The following is a 16,402-nucleotide window of genomic DNA, read 5'->3' as shown; positions in this document are numbered from 1 at the left end:
TCCATCCCTATCTGTTGACCTCTTCTTGCGGCTTCTCTGCCGGTATAACCTGCCTATGAACGCTGTTTTCTTTTCCCTTCTTTTGTACTGATTCCTGTCGGATTAAGTCCCGCCACCTAACGCTGCAAGCCCCGACACTTAAAACCCGGGAGTAACAGCCTGACCAAGGAACCCGCAGCCGAATATGTGCCGGTAACGGCCGGGAATCAGTCAATCCGACCTGGTTGAAGGGCAAGAAAGGGGATTTATCCGGCGAAGCCGGACAATTGGGCGAGTTTTGTCAATCGGCTTTGAAAAGTTTCCAGGGAAGAGCGCCGAATAGTTTCCAGATGAGCGCTAGGGTGATTGGGGTGTGATGCTCCTTTTGCGTTGCTTGAAACGATAGGAGTCATTGCCCGTTTCCAGGATGTCGCAGTGGTGGGTGATGCGGTCCAGCAGGGCCGTGGTCATCTTGGCATCCCCGAACACCTGCACCCACTCGGCAAAGTTGAGATTGGTGGTGATGATCAAGGACGTCTTTTCATAGAGCTTACTGACCAGATGGAACAGTAAGGCACCCCCGGAGGCAGGGAACGGCAGGTAGCCCAGCTCATCGAGAATGATGGCGTCCATGTGGACGAGTTGTTTGGCCAGGTTACCTTCGCGACCTTGCTGCTTTTCCCGGTCCAGTTGGTTGACCAGGTCGACGGCGTTGAAGAACCGCACCCGCTTGCCCTGATGGATAGCGGCGATGCCCAAAGCGGTGGCCAGGTGGGTTTTACCGGTTCCGGTGCCACCGACCAGAATCACGTTGTGCGCTTCCGCCATGAAGCCGGCCGTGGCGAGTTGTTCGACCCGATGCTGTGCCAACGGCGTTTCATGCCAGTTGAAGTTCAACAAGTCGCGATGGATCGGAAAGCGAGCGGCCCTGAGTTGATAGTTGAGGCTGCGTGATTGCCGATACGCTTGTTCAGCGGCGATCAACCGGTCCAACCAGACTTCGGGTATCACGGGCTTTTGTTGATGACCGAACTCGGCCAGCCATTCACTCCAGGCAGCGGCCATGCCATAGAGATGCAAGGCCTTGAGGTCGACTACGCGATCAATGGACATAGGTCACCCCCCGTAAGCTGTCGTAGCGGCTGCAATCGGCGACCGGTTCCAGCGTCAGTTGCGGTATCGACGCACCGGCGGGTTCAAGGGTTTTCGGCCTCGATGCCTCGGTCAGTCGCTGCATGGCATTGACCACCACGGCAGCGCAGATCACGCCGGACTGCAACGTCAACTCACAGGCCACTTCCAGGGTTTCCAATCCGCTGTCCCCAAGCGTGCGCGCCATCAGCAGGAGCTCGACAAAGGCGCGATCGCCCTTGTCCTGCTTCAGAATGCGGTCTCGCACGACTTTGATGGGAACGGGCAGATCCCACTGGACGAAGGGTGCCCCGTGGCGCAGGGCGCCGGGTTTGCGCTCGATCACGGGGAGGTAATGCCAGGGATCACAAATCAGCTGACCGCGACCGAAGCAACGAGCATGGTCAGCCACGATGTCATCGTTGGCCACCATGCGGACTCGGTCAGCGGAGAGACGGACCGAGACCACCTGATTAGCCCATTGGGCCGGTACGCTGTAGCGGTTCCGGTCAGCCGACACCAGGCATTGGGAACTGACCCGGCGCATGTCATCGACATGCCCGTCGAAACGGGCCGTGACGGGAATCAGACAGCCCTGTTCTTCAGCAAAGCACGCCGCGATAGTACGTGAAGCCTGTTCCGGGTGAGCGCGTCGAGCCAATTCCTCACAACGCTGAGCCAGCCAGACATTGAGTTCAACCAAACTGTCGAAATGCGGTGTCGGCGTGAACAGCCATTCGCGCACGTTACCGACCTGATTCTCCACTTGTCCTTTTTCCCATCCCGATTCAGGGGTACAGGCGACCGGTTCAAACAGGTAATGGCTGGCCAGGGCCATGAACCGTCGGTTGAAGCGACGCTCCTTCCCCAGGAATATCGTGTCCACCACCGTTTTGAGGTTGTCATAGACCATGCGCTTGGGGGCGCCGCCAAAGAACGCAAACGCCTGAATATGGGCATCCAGCACCATTTCCTGGGTCTCGCGTGGGTAGGCGACGACGAACATCTTCCGGCTGTAGCTCAGGCGGAAATGCGCCACCTTCACGACGTGCTCGACACCGCCGATGACCACGGTCTCATGACTCCAGTCGAACTGGCAGGTGTCCCCCGGGGAGAACACCAACGGCACAAACACTTGCGTGACTTTCGGTGTTTCGGTGCGTGCGCTCTTCCACACCTTCACAAAGCGTTGAACGGAGGAATAGCCGCCGCGATAGCCCTCCACCTGTAATCGCTCAAACAGACGTTGGGCGGTATGGCGACGTTTCCTGGGCAGGGATGCATCAAACTCCAACCACTCCCTTAACCGATCCCGATAGGGACCCAGTTGGGGATAGGGTTGCTGCTTGCGGGTGGGATAGACCGGGTCGCCCTCGGTCTGTAGATGCTTTCTGACCGTCGGTCGGGATAGATGAAAGCGCCTGGCCAGTTCGCTGATTTTGACCTTCTCAACAAAATGCAGGCGCCGCAGTTCGGCAATGAGTTCCACTCTGATCACTCCAGGTTACTCCGGCTAAAAGCCGGGCATTGAACGACCTGGGGTGGAAAGTTTTCAACGCTCTTTTCCCCAGGACCCTGGAAAGTTTTTCACGCCGTTTTGCAGAGTTTAGCCAGACCCGCGCTCAGGCGGGTTGAGTGTTGGGCGTCTGGGGTCTTCGGCCCAGCATTTCGAAGATGGCCTCGATACTCAGGTCGGGCCGGGATGCCATGAGCCGGGTGAGTTCGGCGGTACGGTTCGGAGACTCCTCGGGTGGGCCGGGTTGACGCCGCTGCTTGAAGAGATCGCGGGTAAACATGTCACGGCGCGCCATGTCCCGTTTCATCATGCGCATGCGGAGCTTGCGCCGTTTGGCTGCAGCCCGGTCGCGCTCGTGCTTGAGCCAGCCTTCGAGGCCGAATACTGCGAACAAGGTCCGCGTCACAGTTCGAATCGCTCCTTTGCCGATGTAGCTCCCGTTTGCATCACGCTTGGTGACTGGATTCACGCGAATGATCCCGGCATTGACCAGATCCCGCGTGGCCCTCTCGACCCGCCGCTTGCAAAGAGCGGTTCGCTCAACCAGGAAGTCCACGGTTAAGCCGGTGACCTCGCCGTTGGCTTTGGGAATGCCGACCCGCAGTGTCACCAGGTCCAGATAGTGGATAAGCGCATTGAGAACGATCAGACAGGCCTCCCGGCGCTCTGATCGTTGCTGACGATCAGAGCCGTTGGCCAGATTGAGACTGGGCAAGATGCCGTGGGGCGTGCCGTAGTAATCATGTAGCCGCTCTCCCAAACGCAAGAGAATCGTTGGCCGTGCCTTGTGACTTGGCGGCGGCGCGAAACGCCGAGGGGTTGCCGGCTCATGACCGCAACGATTTCCCCAATTCATGCGTAACTTGGTGTGGCCATGTTGTACCGACCCCCCGCCCTGTTTCCGACGTGGTTACGATGGTACTAAGCCTCATCAAGCCATTGGAAATAACTAGACCGAAAAGTTTTTATAAGTCTGGCTTATTGCAGCCCAACTATTCCTTCGACCATACGGCCTTGATCTGCCGGCGAAGCCATTGGTTTGCCGCGTCCAATTCCATGCCCCTGTGCCAAACCAGATAGGTCGGAATGGGTTCGACTTCTGCGGGTAGGTCGTACATCTCCAATCCGAAATTCCGCACCGCGAAATTCGCCATGTTCTTGATGGTGATGCTCACCAGATCGGTCATGGCTAGCGCCGGCATCAGTTGCATTGCCGCTGGTACCTCCAATACGACACGCTCCTGTCTGATTTGTCTGAGCAGTTCATGTTCGGGCAAATCGTAGTGCAGTTGCTCATCATGTACGGCAGCAAAGTCCAGTGACCATAGTTCTTCCAGGCTAAATCCGCCTGATAGCTTGGGATGGCCCTTCCTGGCAATCAACACCAGATGATGCTCGGCCAACTTGTCATAACAGAGTGAGTTGTCATGACCATGAACGTGATACATGGCGAGGTCTATGTTCTTTTGCCGCAGTAGGTCCGGGATCATGCTGACTGGATCGATGCTGCGTAACGTCAAGCGCACGTTGGGCGCAACCGCCCTCACCTGCGTGAAAAGCTCAGGACCATGAATCACACCGCCGCTGTAACTTGCCGCAATGCTGAAATGACGGTGGGAAGCGCTTGGCCTGAATTGCTCGACCTCCTGAAACCCGGCACGAATTTGATTCAAGCCCAAGTGGAACTGGCTGTAGAGATCATTCGCCGTGGCCGTTGGGTTCATGGCCCGGTCATGGAAAAGCTGATCGTTCAGGGATGTCCTCAACCGAGTCAGGGCATGGCTGACCGCAGGTTGTGAGATGCCAAGCCGTTCGGCCGCGCGGCTCTGGTTCCTTTCCTCGTACAGCGCCTCAAAGATGGCGATCAGGTTCAGGTCGAACTCTTTCATGTGTTGTTACCTACTAACGGCAATTCCCTGCCCACGCGAACTTGTCCACAGATTCATCCCTTCAACTATTAGCAGGACCTATTTGCAGAACTAACCCTATTTGTATGGGGGGCGGATGTCACGAACAAAGGGGGGCGGATGTCACGAACCAGGGGGGGCCGATATCACGAACCAGGGGGGGCGGATGTCACGTGCATAACTTGCCCTGTCCACAGGGTTGCGCACTTTAGATGAGCCGCACAAGGCGCGTAAAGGTGGGGGCGGATGTCACGAACTGACGGATAGCCCCGGACACCCAAGGGGGGGCGGATGTCACGAACCCAGCTACCCAAGTGGGGGCCGATGTCACGAATTGCCGAGGGGATACCGTGCGGGCAGACGGGCGCGACTGATGTAGCGACCGGAAAGGGGGGGCGGATGTCACGAACCCGGCATGATGATCTTGCCGACCGCCGGGCTCGATTTACGCAGCATCAGCCCGCCGGTCACGATCTCGACCTTGGCGTCGGGATAGACCGACAAGGCGTCCTTGACCGCCGGAATGAAGCGATCCTTGAAATTCCGCAGGGAGTCAGAGCCGGTGTACTCCTGACCGAATTGCTCCTGCCATTGCTTCCAGGTCACCTTGACGCCCTTGGCGTTCAATCGGTGTAGCCGGTAGCAGAGCATCAGATAGACGTCCTGGGATAAGGCGGAGTGGGCGAGGGCGGCATACGCGCGGGGATCGTAGGGCACGCCGTGCTGTATGAGGTCGTTGAAATAGTCATCCCGCAGTTCGATCACGCCCGGCCAGACGGAACGCTGGCCCTTGTCGTCGTCCTGGCTCCAGAGCTCGAAACGCTTGACCGGCATGGTGTTCAGGGTGCTCGGGGATCCGTTCGGACTGAAATAGCCCAGCGTGAAGCGACAGGCGGCGAGGGCCATGAGCTGCTGCCGGACCAGCTTGTAGGTCCGGCCATCATCCGAGCGGAGCCCGATCAGACCCAGAAACTCGCGGGTACTGTCGCCGATGCTGACGATAGGGCTCCGGGTCCGTATCGCGGCGGTATGGATGTAGCCGAGCGCCAGCCGGGCCTTGGGGCCGTAAGGCACGAACTGTTGCACCAGGTCCTTGCCGTCGAACAGCTTGCCGGCCTCGACGCTGAGGATGGCGCTCTGGCTCCGGCGCTCGAAGGTCGTGGTCTTGAGCTTGGAGCGGGGCAGGCCAACCTGGCACAGGATGCTGTGCTGATAGTTGATGTCGTCGGGGGGATCGGTGGCAATCGAGACGGACGTATCGGCCAACCGCCGTTTGACGGGCGGCAGTGTGATGGGCGAGCCGAAGAGGTCAGTCAGTGGCTCGTCGGCGTCGGATTGGGCCTGCGTGTTCATGGCCCGATGATAGCAAACGGACTCAATATCCGACCATTATGAACACGCATTGAGCCGACTGAGCCCAAAAAAGAAGCCCCGGAAGCGGGGCCTTGAGGGAGGAGACCTGGGAGCTAAAACGGGCCGCGTTAACCCTGTTGCGAGGAGGCTGCCGATGCGTGGCTCGGCAGATCGACAGTCGCAATGGCGGCGATCAGGATGCTTGCAAGTACAAAGATTTCCATAATGCTTTCCTCTTTTTCGTGTGTTTCTCTTTGGTTTCGGTTTGTACTTTATACGAACACAAAGACACAGTGATAACCTTGTTTGTTCCCTTTAATGAAACAAAAACCTTTTGATGATAGGGATAAGCCGGGCCGTATGTAGCAATCCGCATTGACCGGAGCTTGGCCTTCGTGCCACCCTTGCATCATGCACGGAATGAATAGCTAACGAACACGCATGGCCAAGATAGAAACCCGCATCATCGCCGTCGCCAACCACAAGGGCGGCTGCGGCAAGACCACGACCGTGGTCAACCTCGCCGCCGAGTTCGCCCGGATGGACCTCAACGTCCTGGTGGTGGACCTGGATCCCCAAGCCAATGCCAGCCTGCACATCGGCAAGAGACACCCGAGCGAGATCCCGGTGACGGTCGCCGAGTTGCTGCTGTCGGAGGCCGAGAAACTGCCACTGGCTATCCATGACGATACGCACCTGGATGGCGTCGCCCTCATGTACGGGTCATTGAATCTGGGCAAGGCCGAAGACGAGCTCAAGGACGCCACGCCGAGGCCTTCGGAGGAATTGCGGGACAAGCTGGCGCCGCTGCAAGGCGTCTATGACGTGATCCTGATTGACTGCCCGCCCAGCCTGAAGCTGCTCACCAGCAATGCGCTGGCATCGGCCACCCACCTGATCATCCCGATCGAGTCGGGCTCGCAATATGGGATGTACGGGGTAACCGACCTGTTGAGGCACGTCACCAAAATCCGCCGGATCAATCCGGGGCTCCAGCTACTCGGCGCGCTGCTGATCAAGCACGACGAGCGGCAAACCGTGTGCAAGCTGATCGAGGGCGCGGCCCAGGAACAGATCGGCAAGCTGCTGCCGACTCGCATCCCGACCAGCACCAAGGTCAATCAAGCCGCTATGGCTCAAACCAGCCTGCATGGCCTGGACCGCACCGCCAAGGTAACGCGGGAGTTCAAGCAACTGGCCGCGCACTTGGCCCGTGAATTAGGCTTCCAGCGCAAGGAGGCTGGCCATGAGTAAGAACATCAAGGCCATCCTGGCCGAGAAGCTGGCTGCCAACACCCAGCGCCACGCCGCCGCCCATCAGGATGCCTACGTCGACTACGGGCGCACGCACAGCATGATCCCGGTCGAGGTCATCGAGCCCAATCCCTACCAGCCGCGCAAAATCTTTCCCCAGGAAGAGATCGAGGCGTTGGCGCAGTCCATCGCCGAGGCCGGCCTGCTGCAGCCGATCATGATCCGGCCCAACGGCGACCGGTATCAGCTGATCGCCGGTGAGCGTCGGTTACGCGCCCATAAGCACTTGGGCAAGCCCACCATCGAGGCACTGGTCAGCGAGGCCGAGGAAGGCGACATGGCGGTCTTCGCCCTGGCCGAGAACATCGACCGGGAAGACCTCTCCGACTATGAAATCGGCAAGGCGCTCCGGCAGGTCGAGGAGTTGTTCCCGACCAGGAAAAGGCTGGCCGAGTCGCTGGGACTTGGACGCCAGGACCTCTATCGGTACTTTGCCTTTGACGATCTGCCGGCCGTGATCCGGGAACGGCTCAACATCAACCCGCGGTTACTGGGCCGGGGCCCAGCCGATGCACTGAAACGGGTACTGGCCGAAGAAGAGCAGCGCGGCGATTTGCCAGCCGAGATTGTGGAAAGTTGCCTGATGGAGTGCTGGGAACTATTGGAAAACGCCGAACTGGATCAAACCAAGCTACCGGGGCAGTTGCAGCGGGCGCTGATGGCGATCCGCAACGAGGGCCGCACGCTGGACCGGGATGTCGTTGACATTACGCGCGTTGGCAAGCGGGTCGGGACTATCGTCCGGGATCCCCGGCATATCGTGGTGAAGATCCAGGCCGGCACACTTAGCGAAGAGCAGGAGCTCGAGCTCGAGCGCTACGTTCAAAGTTTGGTCAGCCAATCCGTGTCTCAAATTGAGACACAATCCTGAGTGTTTTGTAGGGTTATTCGCCCCTCAACCAGTCTGATCATCCCCATCCGCACCCAGAAACGGCAGTTTCGCCCGTAGCTCGGCCAAGGCCTCCAAGCCTTTGGCCCGCTACCCCGGGCTCAACGAGCGAACGGCTTCAGCCTCGGATAACACCCGCTCTGCCTCAAGCCAGCCCCGTAGCCAGGCATTGCGCCGCTCCGGGCGCCGGTACGGGCAGGCGGACTCGGGCTCACCCACCAGTCGCGCCATGTGGCCCGATTCGTAGGCCAGGCGCAGGGATTGCGCCTCGCGTTCCTCAGCCCGGCACCGGGCCAGCGCCGACCGAATTTCAGAGGCCTCGCCGTTTGACATCGCGGGAACAGCCTCAGAACTTCACGCTCGCCAACACGCTCGGATGCGGCTTGAAGAATTCCTCATGCTGGGCGCAGGTAACGAATTCGGCCATCCTGCCGTCAGGCATCTGTAACTTGGTGATGAACTTCCCTTTGGACCGGCAGCGGCTACGGTCGCGGTTGGTACCCTGGCAACGGTTTTCTAACGGCGTGGACCGATCGGGCCGCCAGTAGCACAGGGGCTCTTCCACCACGTGAGTAGGTAACGGTGCGGGCGCTGGCCGTCGGCCCGCCAGGGCCGCAGTCGCCACGGCTTGCCAGTCGATACCGCCGCGCGGACCGGGAAACACCTGCTTGAGCGCCCCCATGTCCGCCACTGGTAGCCACACATTGGCCAGTTTCCGCCCGGACTCCAGGCGTTTTTCCTTGAGTCGTTGCTGTCGTTCTGCACTGCTCATGACCCGGCTCCGTTAGTAGGTAACGAATACTGTACTCGGCGGGACCAGGGCCGGCAACCCGGAAAAAAAGAGGGCGGCAGCGCCGCCCTCATCAATGCCCTACCGCACCGCCAACCGCGTCCCGCGCGTGAGCGCGGCACCCGGCACCGACGCCCCAGCCTCAAGCGCCCGCTTGATGCCGGTTTTGTCGAGCTTCACGGTGACAACCTCCTCCTTGAATTCCGCCGGCACGGCGGATTCGTCGAACACGTCGACCGCAGCCGGGTTCTTCTGGATCGCCAGCACGAACCACGGCGATTCGATTTTCTCGATGCCGCAGGCGTCCATGTTCTGCTTGAGATAGTCCTTGAGCCCCTTCACCCGGGCCTCGATGGCCCGGCGACGCCGGGCCATGCCGTCCTCGGCCTCCTTGATGGCGCCCGCCATGGCTTCCAGGTTGCGGAAGAACTTGGCGACATTGATCGCCTTGTCTTCGAGACTGCCTTGCAGGCCTTCGAGGGTATCGGCGATGACCTCGGCCGGCAGGTCGTTCTCGGGATCCGTCAGCGCGTCGAGCGCCTGGCGGTAGTCATTGCTCAGTTCATACAGCGTGATCGTATTCACGTGTGATTCCTCCAATGGGGGAGGGGCGGCGCCAGCCGCCCCGATGGGTTAATGGGCGACGGACGCGGCGGCTTGGCCACGGCGCGGACGGCCGGTAACGGCCGCTTGCTGGGCGCGTAGTGCGTCGAGGATGGCTGTGCGCCGTTCGGCATAAACCGCCTTCAGCGCGTCGACATGCGGCGGCAGCATCCGCTCGATGTCGGCGGCGTTGGCCCGCCACCAGCTATTCAGGTGCGGCACGTTGTCGATGGTGACAACGTGCGCCTTGAGCTTGTCGAGCTGCTGCCGGCTGGCGTCGGTGATGTCGACCCCCGAATCCAGCCAGCCGCGCAAGGCTTCGCCGGTTGCCTTGACCGGCACCCAGTGGGCACCGTCAAACAACCCGGTGCGGTCCTTCGCGGCCGTGGCCACATGACCCTCGACGCTGAGGTCCATGACCACGGTGAACTCGTATTCGAGCCCGTCGCGCTGGACCGGGGCCAGGCCAACCTTGATCGGCCGTTTCTTGCCGTTGCCATCGTCGCTGAGGTCATACGCGGTTTTGGTGCGCATGGTGACGATGACATGCAGGTCGACGCCGAGCAGCGCATCCACCAGTGCGTTATGCCGTGGCGTGACTTCGCGCCAAGCCGCGAAGCTGTTGCCGCTGCGCGAGGCCTGCGTGGCGCGGTCGTGCAGGTCGAGAATGCCGCCTTCGCCGACCCAGGCATGGCTGAGGCTGTCGATGATCAGCACCTGGTAGCCGGACTCGCCGGCCAGCCGAATCCGTTCGATGTACCGGTCTGGCGTGTACGGTGGCGCCAGGGGCGCCACGTCGTAATCGACCAGATGCGAATACAGCGCGCCGCTGCCGCGTTCGGTATCAATCATGGCGATACGCCCATCGGGCGCCAGCCCCTGAGCGATCAGCAAGGCCGAATAGGTCTTGCCGCTGCCAGAGGGACCGCAAAGAGCCAGCCGGAGGCGGGCTTGTGTGCGTTGAGCTTTGGTAAACATGGAATGACTCCAGTGGTGCAATGGGAAAAGGCGGGGCGCTGCCGGCACGCAGCGCCCCAGCCCGGTTAATACTCCTCGGGGAGGAGCACGGTAGTAGCCGACCGATCCGCTTCGGTGATAACCCAGACGCGGAACACATCGACGGCGTAGGCCGACAGGATGCGAGCGCCATGGCGCAGCGCGTCCTTGTTGGCCTGGACATCGGCCGGATCCAGATCGCCGAAATCACCGAACAGGTGACGGCTGAGGAACTCGGCCGGTGAGTGGTTGACCCGTTCGAGCGCCGCCAGGGCGCCCGGGGTGATGAGGGTCCGGCCCAAGGGGAACAAAGGCCGGCCGGCTTGCTTGTAGAGTGGCGTTGTCATACGCTGCTATCTCCTGATAGTGCTATTGGGAAACCCAGAGAGGGCGCGGGCGGCATACCCGCGCTTTCTCGCTTCACGCCGCGCGTAACTGCGTCAACTCGACCGACCGGTCGAGATTCAGCCGGAAACGCAAATCCGCCAGAGCGCGGAAATCGTCCGCCGACACCTCGACCTCCAGGGTCGAACCCTCCACGGCAAAACACACCAACACGCTGCCGCCCCTGGGCGACTCGGTCACGCTGAGCGTGCCGCCGTTGATGCCGTCAAAGATGTACTGCTGTCGCATAGCTGCTGCTCCTCTCGAAAATGAATGGATAAGGGACTGTCTCGCCTTCCTGGCGCTGGGCTCCCAGCCCTTCCTTGAGTGGCACGGGATCCGGTAACACCGGCTCCCGGCGCCCGTCTTCCTCGGTGGCGCATGCCCACCGAAAGGCCTCGTCGAGTTCCATCCGCTCGATGACCTGAGCCTTTACCCGGCCCATGACGGCATCCGGCTCGATGGCGCGGCAGATTCCGGCTGCGCATCCACGGGCCGGGCCCGGAGTTGATCGGCCGGCAGGCCGTGGCACATGGCGAAAATACGCACGGCCCGTTCGGGATCGTCCGACCGGGCGCCGCCGATAACACGGCCCTTGCTGTCGAGAATGAAAAACTTCTGCATGGCAAAACCTCCGAAAAGCCGCAGAGGATGAAAGCCCCCGGACGGCGCTGCGGCGCCGGCCGGCCGGGGGACGGGAACTAAACCAGCACCTGCAGCCCGGACGGCTGCAAGGCGGCCAGGGCCGCGCGAGCGGCCTTGGCCGGCAGGCCTGCCGGCAAGGCCACCTTGACTTGAAACGGCGGGACCATGACCCCGCACGCGGACCAGACCGGGGACCCGGCCGACCCGCGGCGCACCCACACCCGCCAACCCAGACCCATGGCCACCCGCTGCGCGAACAGGCCAGCCGTGGGGCCGCACGGGAACGGGAAGAACAGACAAGCCGGCGCCTGGTGCCAGCCAGGACCACCCGGCAAGGCACGCCACGCCCAAACCACGCCGCGCGAGTAGCGCGCCACGATGCCAGCCCCACGACGACCAAGAACGGAAACGAAACCAGACATGACACACCTCCGACAAACGCTTGTTGAACCCGCACAACCCCCCCCACCGCCTTAACGGCGCACATTTGCCTAAGGGGCAGGAATGCAAGCGGACGTGGAATAAATGGGGGGGACCCGTTGCCGCCGCGCTGAGCTTGAACGCGGCTGGCACGACCGAGGGCGGCAATGGGGAGCAAACCGTTTATGCCGCGAAAGCCGCTTGCATAGTGCGCACCGGACACGCTGGGAACGCGCATCGAATAACCCGCGAGAACGACACGCTGGGAAGGTGCACACCGGAGACGTGTTCAAGGGCTTTTTTAACGGTCAGCGGACAGACCGCACACGTCATGTTGTGTACGTCGAGCACGGCGGTACGTGCTGCGGCCAGAGCCACGTCCGCAGTAACGGTTAATACCAGAACAAGCGCAAGGATTCGGGTTTTCATCGGTTTTCCTCAATAGAACAACGGAGCGATCCACGGGAACGCAATCAAGCCCAACAAGGGAATGGCCACACTCCAGAAGATGAAACGCTGCTTGCGGATAACGGCATCATCGGCGCATGGCTTGCCGGATTCGCAGGTTGGCGGCGTTAGGTAGAGATTGCGAAAAGCCAGCCCGATGAAAATCAACGTGAGCAGCAGAAAAACCGGGCGCACTGGTTCGAACGCGGTGAGGTTTGCCACCCATGCCCCGCTAAGTCCTAGACTCAGCAATACCAAGGGCGCGACGCAGCACAAGCTAGCGCCGATCCCGGCGAGAACGCCCGCGATCATGGCTTGTTTCTGGTTCATGGCGGTTCCCCGTGTTTTCTCACACGGCTTACTATAAGCTCCGTACCTAGGTACGGAGGCAAGCCCCATGACACAAGAAAACTTCACCATTGGTGTATTGGCGAGAAGAGCTGGGGTGAATGTCGAAACTATCCGCTTTTATCAGCGGCGCGGTCTGCTGACCGAACCTGACCGGCCGCTTAAGGGTGTCAGGCGTTATGCCGAACGCGACGTACAGCGCGTACGTTTCATCAAACAGGGGCAGAAGCTTGGGTTCTCGCTGGACGAACTCATGGAGTTGTTGCGCCTTGAGGACGGACAACACTGCCGGGAAGCTCGGGAAATCGCCTTGAAAAAGCTTTCCTCGATTCAGGAACGGATCGAGGGTTTACGCACCATGGAAAAAGCCCTATCCGCTTTGGCTGAACGCTGTTTGCAGAACACGGGCGCAGTATCTTGCCCCATTATCCTCGCCCTGCTCGGATACTCTCAGGCTTAGCATAGGATTTTTCCGTTTCATTTGAGCAGCCCAAGCCCCTCCCCCTCTGGGCCGGTGTGACCGACCCGAGCACGGCAGGCCGGAACGCAGTGGAGTCGACGCGCACAAGGGCGGGCGAGTCACCGGCCCGCATCAGGCGTGAGCCTGTTGCGTGAAGGTCCGCGCCGGGCGACAGCCGGGCGAGCACGATGGGTAGGGCTGACGGGGGTACGCGGCTGAAACAGGACTCCAGGCCGATGCCCGCACAGCCCATCAGCGTGCGACAGCGCGCGCATCAACATTTGTCGCCCCTCGGCTGGGAACACATCAACCTGACCGGTGACTACATCTGGCGGCAGAGCAAGCGGGTCGAACAAGGGAAGTTTCGGCCGCTACGCTCGAGGGGGCACCTCGAGTGACATTTTCGTAAGATTTATCAACGGTGGAGTTGCTGATCTTGATTTTGAAAACGACCTTACTGTTCATCGCAACAGCACTTGCCGAGATCGTCGGCTGCTTTCTCCCATATCTGTGGCTGCGTAAAGGCGGGCCAATGTGGCTGCTAATTCCGGCAGCGATGAGCTTGGCGCTCTTCGTTTGGCTGCTGACCTTACACCCAGCCGCCAGTGGACGCGTCTACGCCGCCTATGGTGGCGTTTATGTTGCGACTGCGTTGGTTTGGCTTCGAGTCGTCGATGGCGTAAAGCTGTCCGCGCTGGATTGGGCAGGGGCTGGAGTCGCGCTGCTTGGCATGTCAATCATTGTGCTGGGCTGGCACGACAAGGCTTAGCGTACGATTTTTTCCGTTTCGTGAGCTGACCCCATCTATTGGCCTGCGCTGTTCGTAGCGAACGCGAAGATGAGCGCAGACGATGGGTAGGGATGGGTGGATGATCGGGACCGGTCGGGCCCCGGCGATGAGGAGTTGCCGGGCATCAGGCGTTAGCCTGGTGCCTAATGACTTGAGCCGGGCGAGCACGTTGGGTGTTGTCGCCGCTGGGAGGCGGCCGGGAACCAGTCTCTGGACGTGAGCGCCCGCAGGCAGGTGTTGGATGGCGAAAATCCTTGGCGATCTTTGTTGTTATTAACGTTAAGCGACCGCCAAGCCTGAGTTCTCTCTCATGCAACCGTGTCAGGGGGAGTTACGGTTGCGATTTTGTTTTTCTTCTTGTTCTCTCCACGAGCTTCCTTGGGATGGGGGGTGAAGCCCATGAAGAGGCTGCCATGGTAACCAGTCTGTTTCCTTGTGGTCAACATTAAGTCGGGCGATAGCCTGACGCGGTCAAACCCCAAGGTCGGCACCCCGTTAGCTACTAACGACGCCCAGCGTACACCGCTCGAAGAATCCCCCCTGGATTTTCTTGGCGCTCTTTTGCGCGCCGCAGGCGCGCAAAAGAGGAACTCGACGCCACACGCGCACCGTGGGCCCGCGAGCCCCAACACCCCATGGGGCACAACCCCGGCTTTGGCCAGCGCGCCAGCGCGAGGCCTGCAAGGCGGGCCCATGGTGGGCGGGGGAGGCGGCGGACTCAAACAACTATGAGCAACGCGAACACAAGACCCAACGGCGAACCGTGAACCGCCACCGCCTGAACACAACAACCCCGCCAGTCACGACCAGCGCGGCATTTTGCATAACGTCGATTATGCGCGGGCGGAACCGACTCGAAAATAGCCAACCACGCAGAACGCTCGCGCATAATCCCCCACGTTATGTAACTTGCCGCCACAAGAAGAGCGCATGGCAGGGATGCCTTGCGCGATAGCCTGACGCAGGACGCGCTTCCCGCGCCGGGGCGAGTAGGCGGCGGGCGCAGCGTGTCACGGATGGCGCGTGGGCCCGGCGCCGTTGGGAGGCCGGGCGCGGGTCACGGCGGGCAGGGATGCCGGCCGTTCAAAATAACGTGGGCGGACTGGCCCCCGGAACCGGGAACGACGTCCGGGATGAGGAGCAACCGGTGAAGGGGGCGAGGTAGCCCACACAAGACCTTGCAGCGATCAATGCCGCCCGTAGACCAGGGCATAGCCGTGTTGCTCTCGGACTTTGATGGAACTGGCATACAAGTTCACGCCACTGGCGTAACTCGGGCACAGCTCCCGCCGAATCTGACCCAGCGCCGTACCCTTGCCACCCCATACCCGCGTCAGCAACCAATCTCCCCACAAGTCCTGTTGCAGGCGTAGCTCGTAGTAGCGGGTATCGCGCTCCCAGCGCGAGAACAAGGCCGGCTCCTCCTCGGTCACTCGGCCGGTTCCTGGCGGGCGGCCCCGACCGCCAGGTCTTCTATCGCCGGCAACAACAGCCGGCGCAGCAGACGGTTCTGGGTTGTGTCCTGGGTTTCCGCCAAGTGGCGGATCATGGCCAAGTGGTAGTCGTTGACCCGAATCGACAGCGTGTTCTTGGGCGGCGCGTTCCGGTCCAGACCGGACCAGGCCGGTGTGTCGGGATCGGCCAAGGGCGCGTCTACCGATCTGGCGCCGGAGGCGAAGGCCTCCAGGGCGGAGAGATCCACATCCGGCACTCGGGGTCCGGGCTTGTTGGCGGCTTTTCCGAAGGGAAGCGAGAACTTGGGCATGGATCCTCCTAGCGGTAAATCTCGTGGCCCAAGGCGTCGATCTCGGCCTGGGCTTTGTCGTTGAGCATTTCCGATACGCCGTGGCCGGAGGCCATGGCGTCCCGGTAAATCTTCCGATCACGGATGATGATGTCGGATAACGGGATGGAAGGCAGTTCACGCAATACTCGCGCCGCCTCGGCGGTGTCGCCACCCTCGCCGGTCGGGGCCATGGTCAGCAGCCAGCGGGCCGTCAGCGACGGGTTCAGGCTCCGGGCCAGGGTAACCAGTTGGTGCATGTGTACCGACGTCTCAAGGTCGGGCTGGCTGGTACGGAGTGGCAGGTAGACAACCTGGGCAGCGACCAGGGCGGTGCGCAGTTCCTCCGAGTCCCGGCCCCCAGCATCGACAATGATTTCGTCGTAGCGCTGGGACCAGTCGCGCAGGGCATGGAAGACATTGCCGTGTTTCTCGGCACCGTGGACGGTCGGCAACTCCTCGGCCAGGGCATGACGCCGGTCGATCCAACGGCTGGCCGTCAGTTGCCGGTCGGTATCCACCAGCAGCACGTCTTTTCCTTGGTGGGCCAGCCAAACCGCCAGGTTGGTGGCCAGCGTGCTCTTGCCGGTCCCGCCTTTCTCACCGCCACATAGGATGATCAATGGCTTATCTCCTGTCTGGAGAGT

Annotated in this window: 20 protein-coding genes and 1 pseudogene; 5 read left to right on the top strand and 16 right to left on the bottom strand. The window is 61.1% G+C overall.

Going from position 1 to position 16,402, the window contains the following annotated elements; all coding sequences use genetic code 11:
* Positions 1–336 precede the first annotated feature (336 nt).
* From istB to ACH5N8_RS15830, 5 genes are all read right to left on the bottom strand, one after another.
* Positions 337–1,092: an IS21-like element helper ATPase IstB gene (gene istB, locus ACH5N8_RS15850; protein ID WP_483281132.1), complete on the bottom strand. Its 756-nt coding sequence runs from the start codon at positions 1,090–1,092 to the stop codon at positions 337–339.
* Positions 1,082–2,608 carry an IS21 family transposase gene (gene istA, locus ACH5N8_RS15845; RefSeq protein ID WP_483283271.1) on the bottom strand — a complete coding sequence of 509 codons (1,527 nt, stop codon included), beginning with the start codon at positions 2,606–2,608 and terminating at the stop codon, positions 1,082–1,084. The genes istB and istA overlap by 11 nt, the downstream gene beginning before the upstream one ends.
* A 124-nt stretch (positions 2,609–2,732) precedes the next feature.
* The gene (locus ACH5N8_RS15840; RefSeq protein WP_483283270.1) at positions 2,733–3,392 is read right to left on the bottom strand and encodes a replication protein RepA; all 660 of its coding nucleotides are present in this window, start codon (positions 3,390–3,392) and stop codon (positions 2,733–2,735) included.
* A 226-nt stretch (positions 3,393–3,618) separates the two neighbouring features.
* Complete coding sequence (locus ACH5N8_RS15835) at positions 3,619–4,515, bottom strand: LysR family transcriptional regulator (protein ID WP_483283269.1); 897 nt, start codon at positions 4,513–4,515, stop codon at positions 3,619–3,621.
* A gap of 420 nt (positions 4,516–4,935) precedes the next feature.
* On the bottom strand, positions 4,936–5,886 hold the full coding sequence (locus ACH5N8_RS15830) for a replication protein RepA (RefSeq protein WP_483283268.1): 951 nt from the start codon (positions 5,884–5,886) through the stop codon (positions 4,936–4,938).
* Between the two features lie 450 nt (positions 5,887–6,336).
* Here ACH5N8_RS15830 and ACH5N8_RS15825 point away from each other — a divergent pair, with 450 nt between their 5' ends.
* Together ACH5N8_RS15825 and ACH5N8_RS15820 are read left to right on the top strand one after the other, a co-directional pair.
* Positions 6,337–7,140 (top strand): ParA family protein, encoded by an 804-nt coding sequence (locus ACH5N8_RS15825; RefSeq protein WP_483283275.1) that lies wholly within the window; start codon positions 6,337–6,339, stop codon positions 7,138–7,140.
* On the top strand, positions 7,133–8,071 hold the full coding sequence (locus ACH5N8_RS15820; RefSeq protein ID WP_483283267.1) for a ParB/RepB/Spo0J family partition protein: 939 nt from the start codon (positions 7,133–7,135) through the stop codon (positions 8,069–8,071). Before ACH5N8_RS15825 ends, ACH5N8_RS15820 begins: the two co-directional genes overlap by 8 nt.
* A gap of 108 nt (positions 8,072–8,179) precedes the next feature.
* Here ACH5N8_RS15820 and ACH5N8_RS15815 read toward each other — a convergent pair whose 3' ends face one another.
* The 8 genes from ACH5N8_RS15815 to ACH5N8_RS15780 all read right to left on the bottom strand — a co-directional run bounded on the left by ACH5N8_RS15815 (position 8,180) and on the right by ACH5N8_RS15780 (position 12,704).
* Positions 8,180–8,320: a ribosome modulation factor gene (locus tag ACH5N8_RS15815; RefSeq protein ID WP_483283274.1), complete on the bottom strand. Its 141-nt coding sequence runs from the start codon at positions 8,318–8,320 to the stop codon at positions 8,180–8,182.
* Positions 8,321–8,435: 115 nt separating this feature from the next.
* Entirely contained in the window at positions 8,436–8,861 is a 426-nt protein-coding gene (locus ACH5N8_RS15810) for a hypothetical protein (protein WP_483283266.1), read from the bottom strand.
* Positions 8,862–8,960: 99 nt separating this feature from the next.
* Positions 8,961–9,464, bottom strand: coding sequence for a siphovirus Gp157 family protein (locus tag ACH5N8_RS15805; protein WP_483283265.1), 504 nt, complete (start codon positions 9,462–9,464; stop codon positions 8,961–8,963).
* A gap of 48 nt (positions 9,465–9,512) precedes the next feature.
* On the bottom strand, positions 9,513–10,460 hold the full coding sequence (locus ACH5N8_RS15800) for an ATP-binding protein (protein ID WP_483283264.1): 948 nt from the start codon (positions 10,458–10,460) through the stop codon (positions 9,513–9,515).
* A 65-nt stretch (positions 10,461–10,525) separates the two neighbouring features.
* On the bottom strand, positions 10,526–10,825 hold the full coding sequence (locus ACH5N8_RS15795) for a hypothetical protein (protein ID WP_483283263.1): 300 nt from the start codon (positions 10,823–10,825) through the stop codon (positions 10,526–10,528).
* A 73-nt stretch (positions 10,826–10,898) separates the two neighbouring features.
* A complete protein-coding gene (locus ACH5N8_RS15790) occupies positions 10,899–11,111 on the bottom strand; it encodes a hypothetical protein (protein ID WP_483283262.1) in 213 nt (70 codons plus the stop codon).
* A 999-nt stretch (positions 11,112–12,110) separates the two neighbouring features.
* A complete protein-coding gene (locus ACH5N8_RS15785; protein ID WP_483283273.1) occupies positions 12,111–12,260 on the bottom strand; it encodes a hypothetical protein in 150 nt (49 codons plus the stop codon).
* Positions 12,261–12,365: 105 nt separating this feature from the next.
* Complete coding sequence (locus ACH5N8_RS15780; RefSeq protein ID WP_483283261.1) at positions 12,366–12,704, bottom strand: mercuric transporter MerT family protein; 339 nt, start codon at positions 12,702–12,704, stop codon at positions 12,366–12,368.
* Between the two features lie 67 nt (positions 12,705–12,771).
* Between ACH5N8_RS15780 and merR the strand changes: the two genes are divergently transcribed.
* From merR to ACH5N8_RS15765, 3 genes and pseudogenes are all read left to right on the top strand, one after another.
* Positions 12,772–13,182 (top strand): Hg(II)-responsive transcriptional regulator, encoded by a 411-nt coding sequence (merR, locus tag ACH5N8_RS15775; RefSeq protein ID WP_483283260.1) that lies wholly within the window; start codon positions 12,772–12,774, stop codon positions 13,180–13,182.
* Between the two features lie 275 nt (positions 13,183–13,457).
* Positions 13,458–13,580: pseudogene (locus ACH5N8_RS15770) on the top strand (hypothetical protein); the annotation flags it as partial.
* 41 nt (positions 13,581–13,621) lie between these two features.
* Positions 13,622–13,951 (top strand): YnfA family protein, encoded by a 330-nt coding sequence (locus tag ACH5N8_RS15765; protein ID WP_483283272.1) that lies wholly within the window; start codon positions 13,622–13,624, stop codon positions 13,949–13,951.
* 1,208 nt (positions 13,952–15,159) lie between these two features.
* Here the strand turns inward: ACH5N8_RS15765 and ACH5N8_RS15760 are convergent.
* Genes ACH5N8_RS15760 through ACH5N8_RS15750 form a run of 3 tightly spaced genes read right to left on the bottom strand, consistent with a single transcriptional unit; the run spans position 15,160 to position 16,378 of the window.
* A complete protein-coding gene (locus ACH5N8_RS15760; protein WP_483283259.1) occupies positions 15,160–15,405 on the bottom strand; it encodes a WGR domain-containing protein in 246 nt (81 codons plus the stop codon).
* A complete protein-coding gene (locus ACH5N8_RS15755; RefSeq protein WP_483283258.1) occupies positions 15,402–15,737 on the bottom strand; it encodes a hypothetical protein in 336 nt (111 codons plus the stop codon). The genes ACH5N8_RS15760 and ACH5N8_RS15755 overlap by 4 nt, the downstream gene beginning before the upstream one ends.
* An 8-nt stretch (positions 15,738–15,745) precedes the next feature.
* On the bottom strand, positions 15,746–16,378 hold the full coding sequence (locus ACH5N8_RS15750) for a division plane positioning ATPase MipZ (RefSeq protein WP_483283257.1): 633 nt from the start codon (positions 16,376–16,378) through the stop codon (positions 15,746–15,748).
* Between the last annotated feature and the right edge of the window lie 24 nt (positions 16,379–16,402).

Source organism: Methyloparacoccus sp. NF-16 (genome assembly GCF_056880625.1).
The sequence above is the reverse complement of the archived record's forward strand: the minus strand, read 5'-3'. Positions and strand labels throughout refer to the sequence as shown.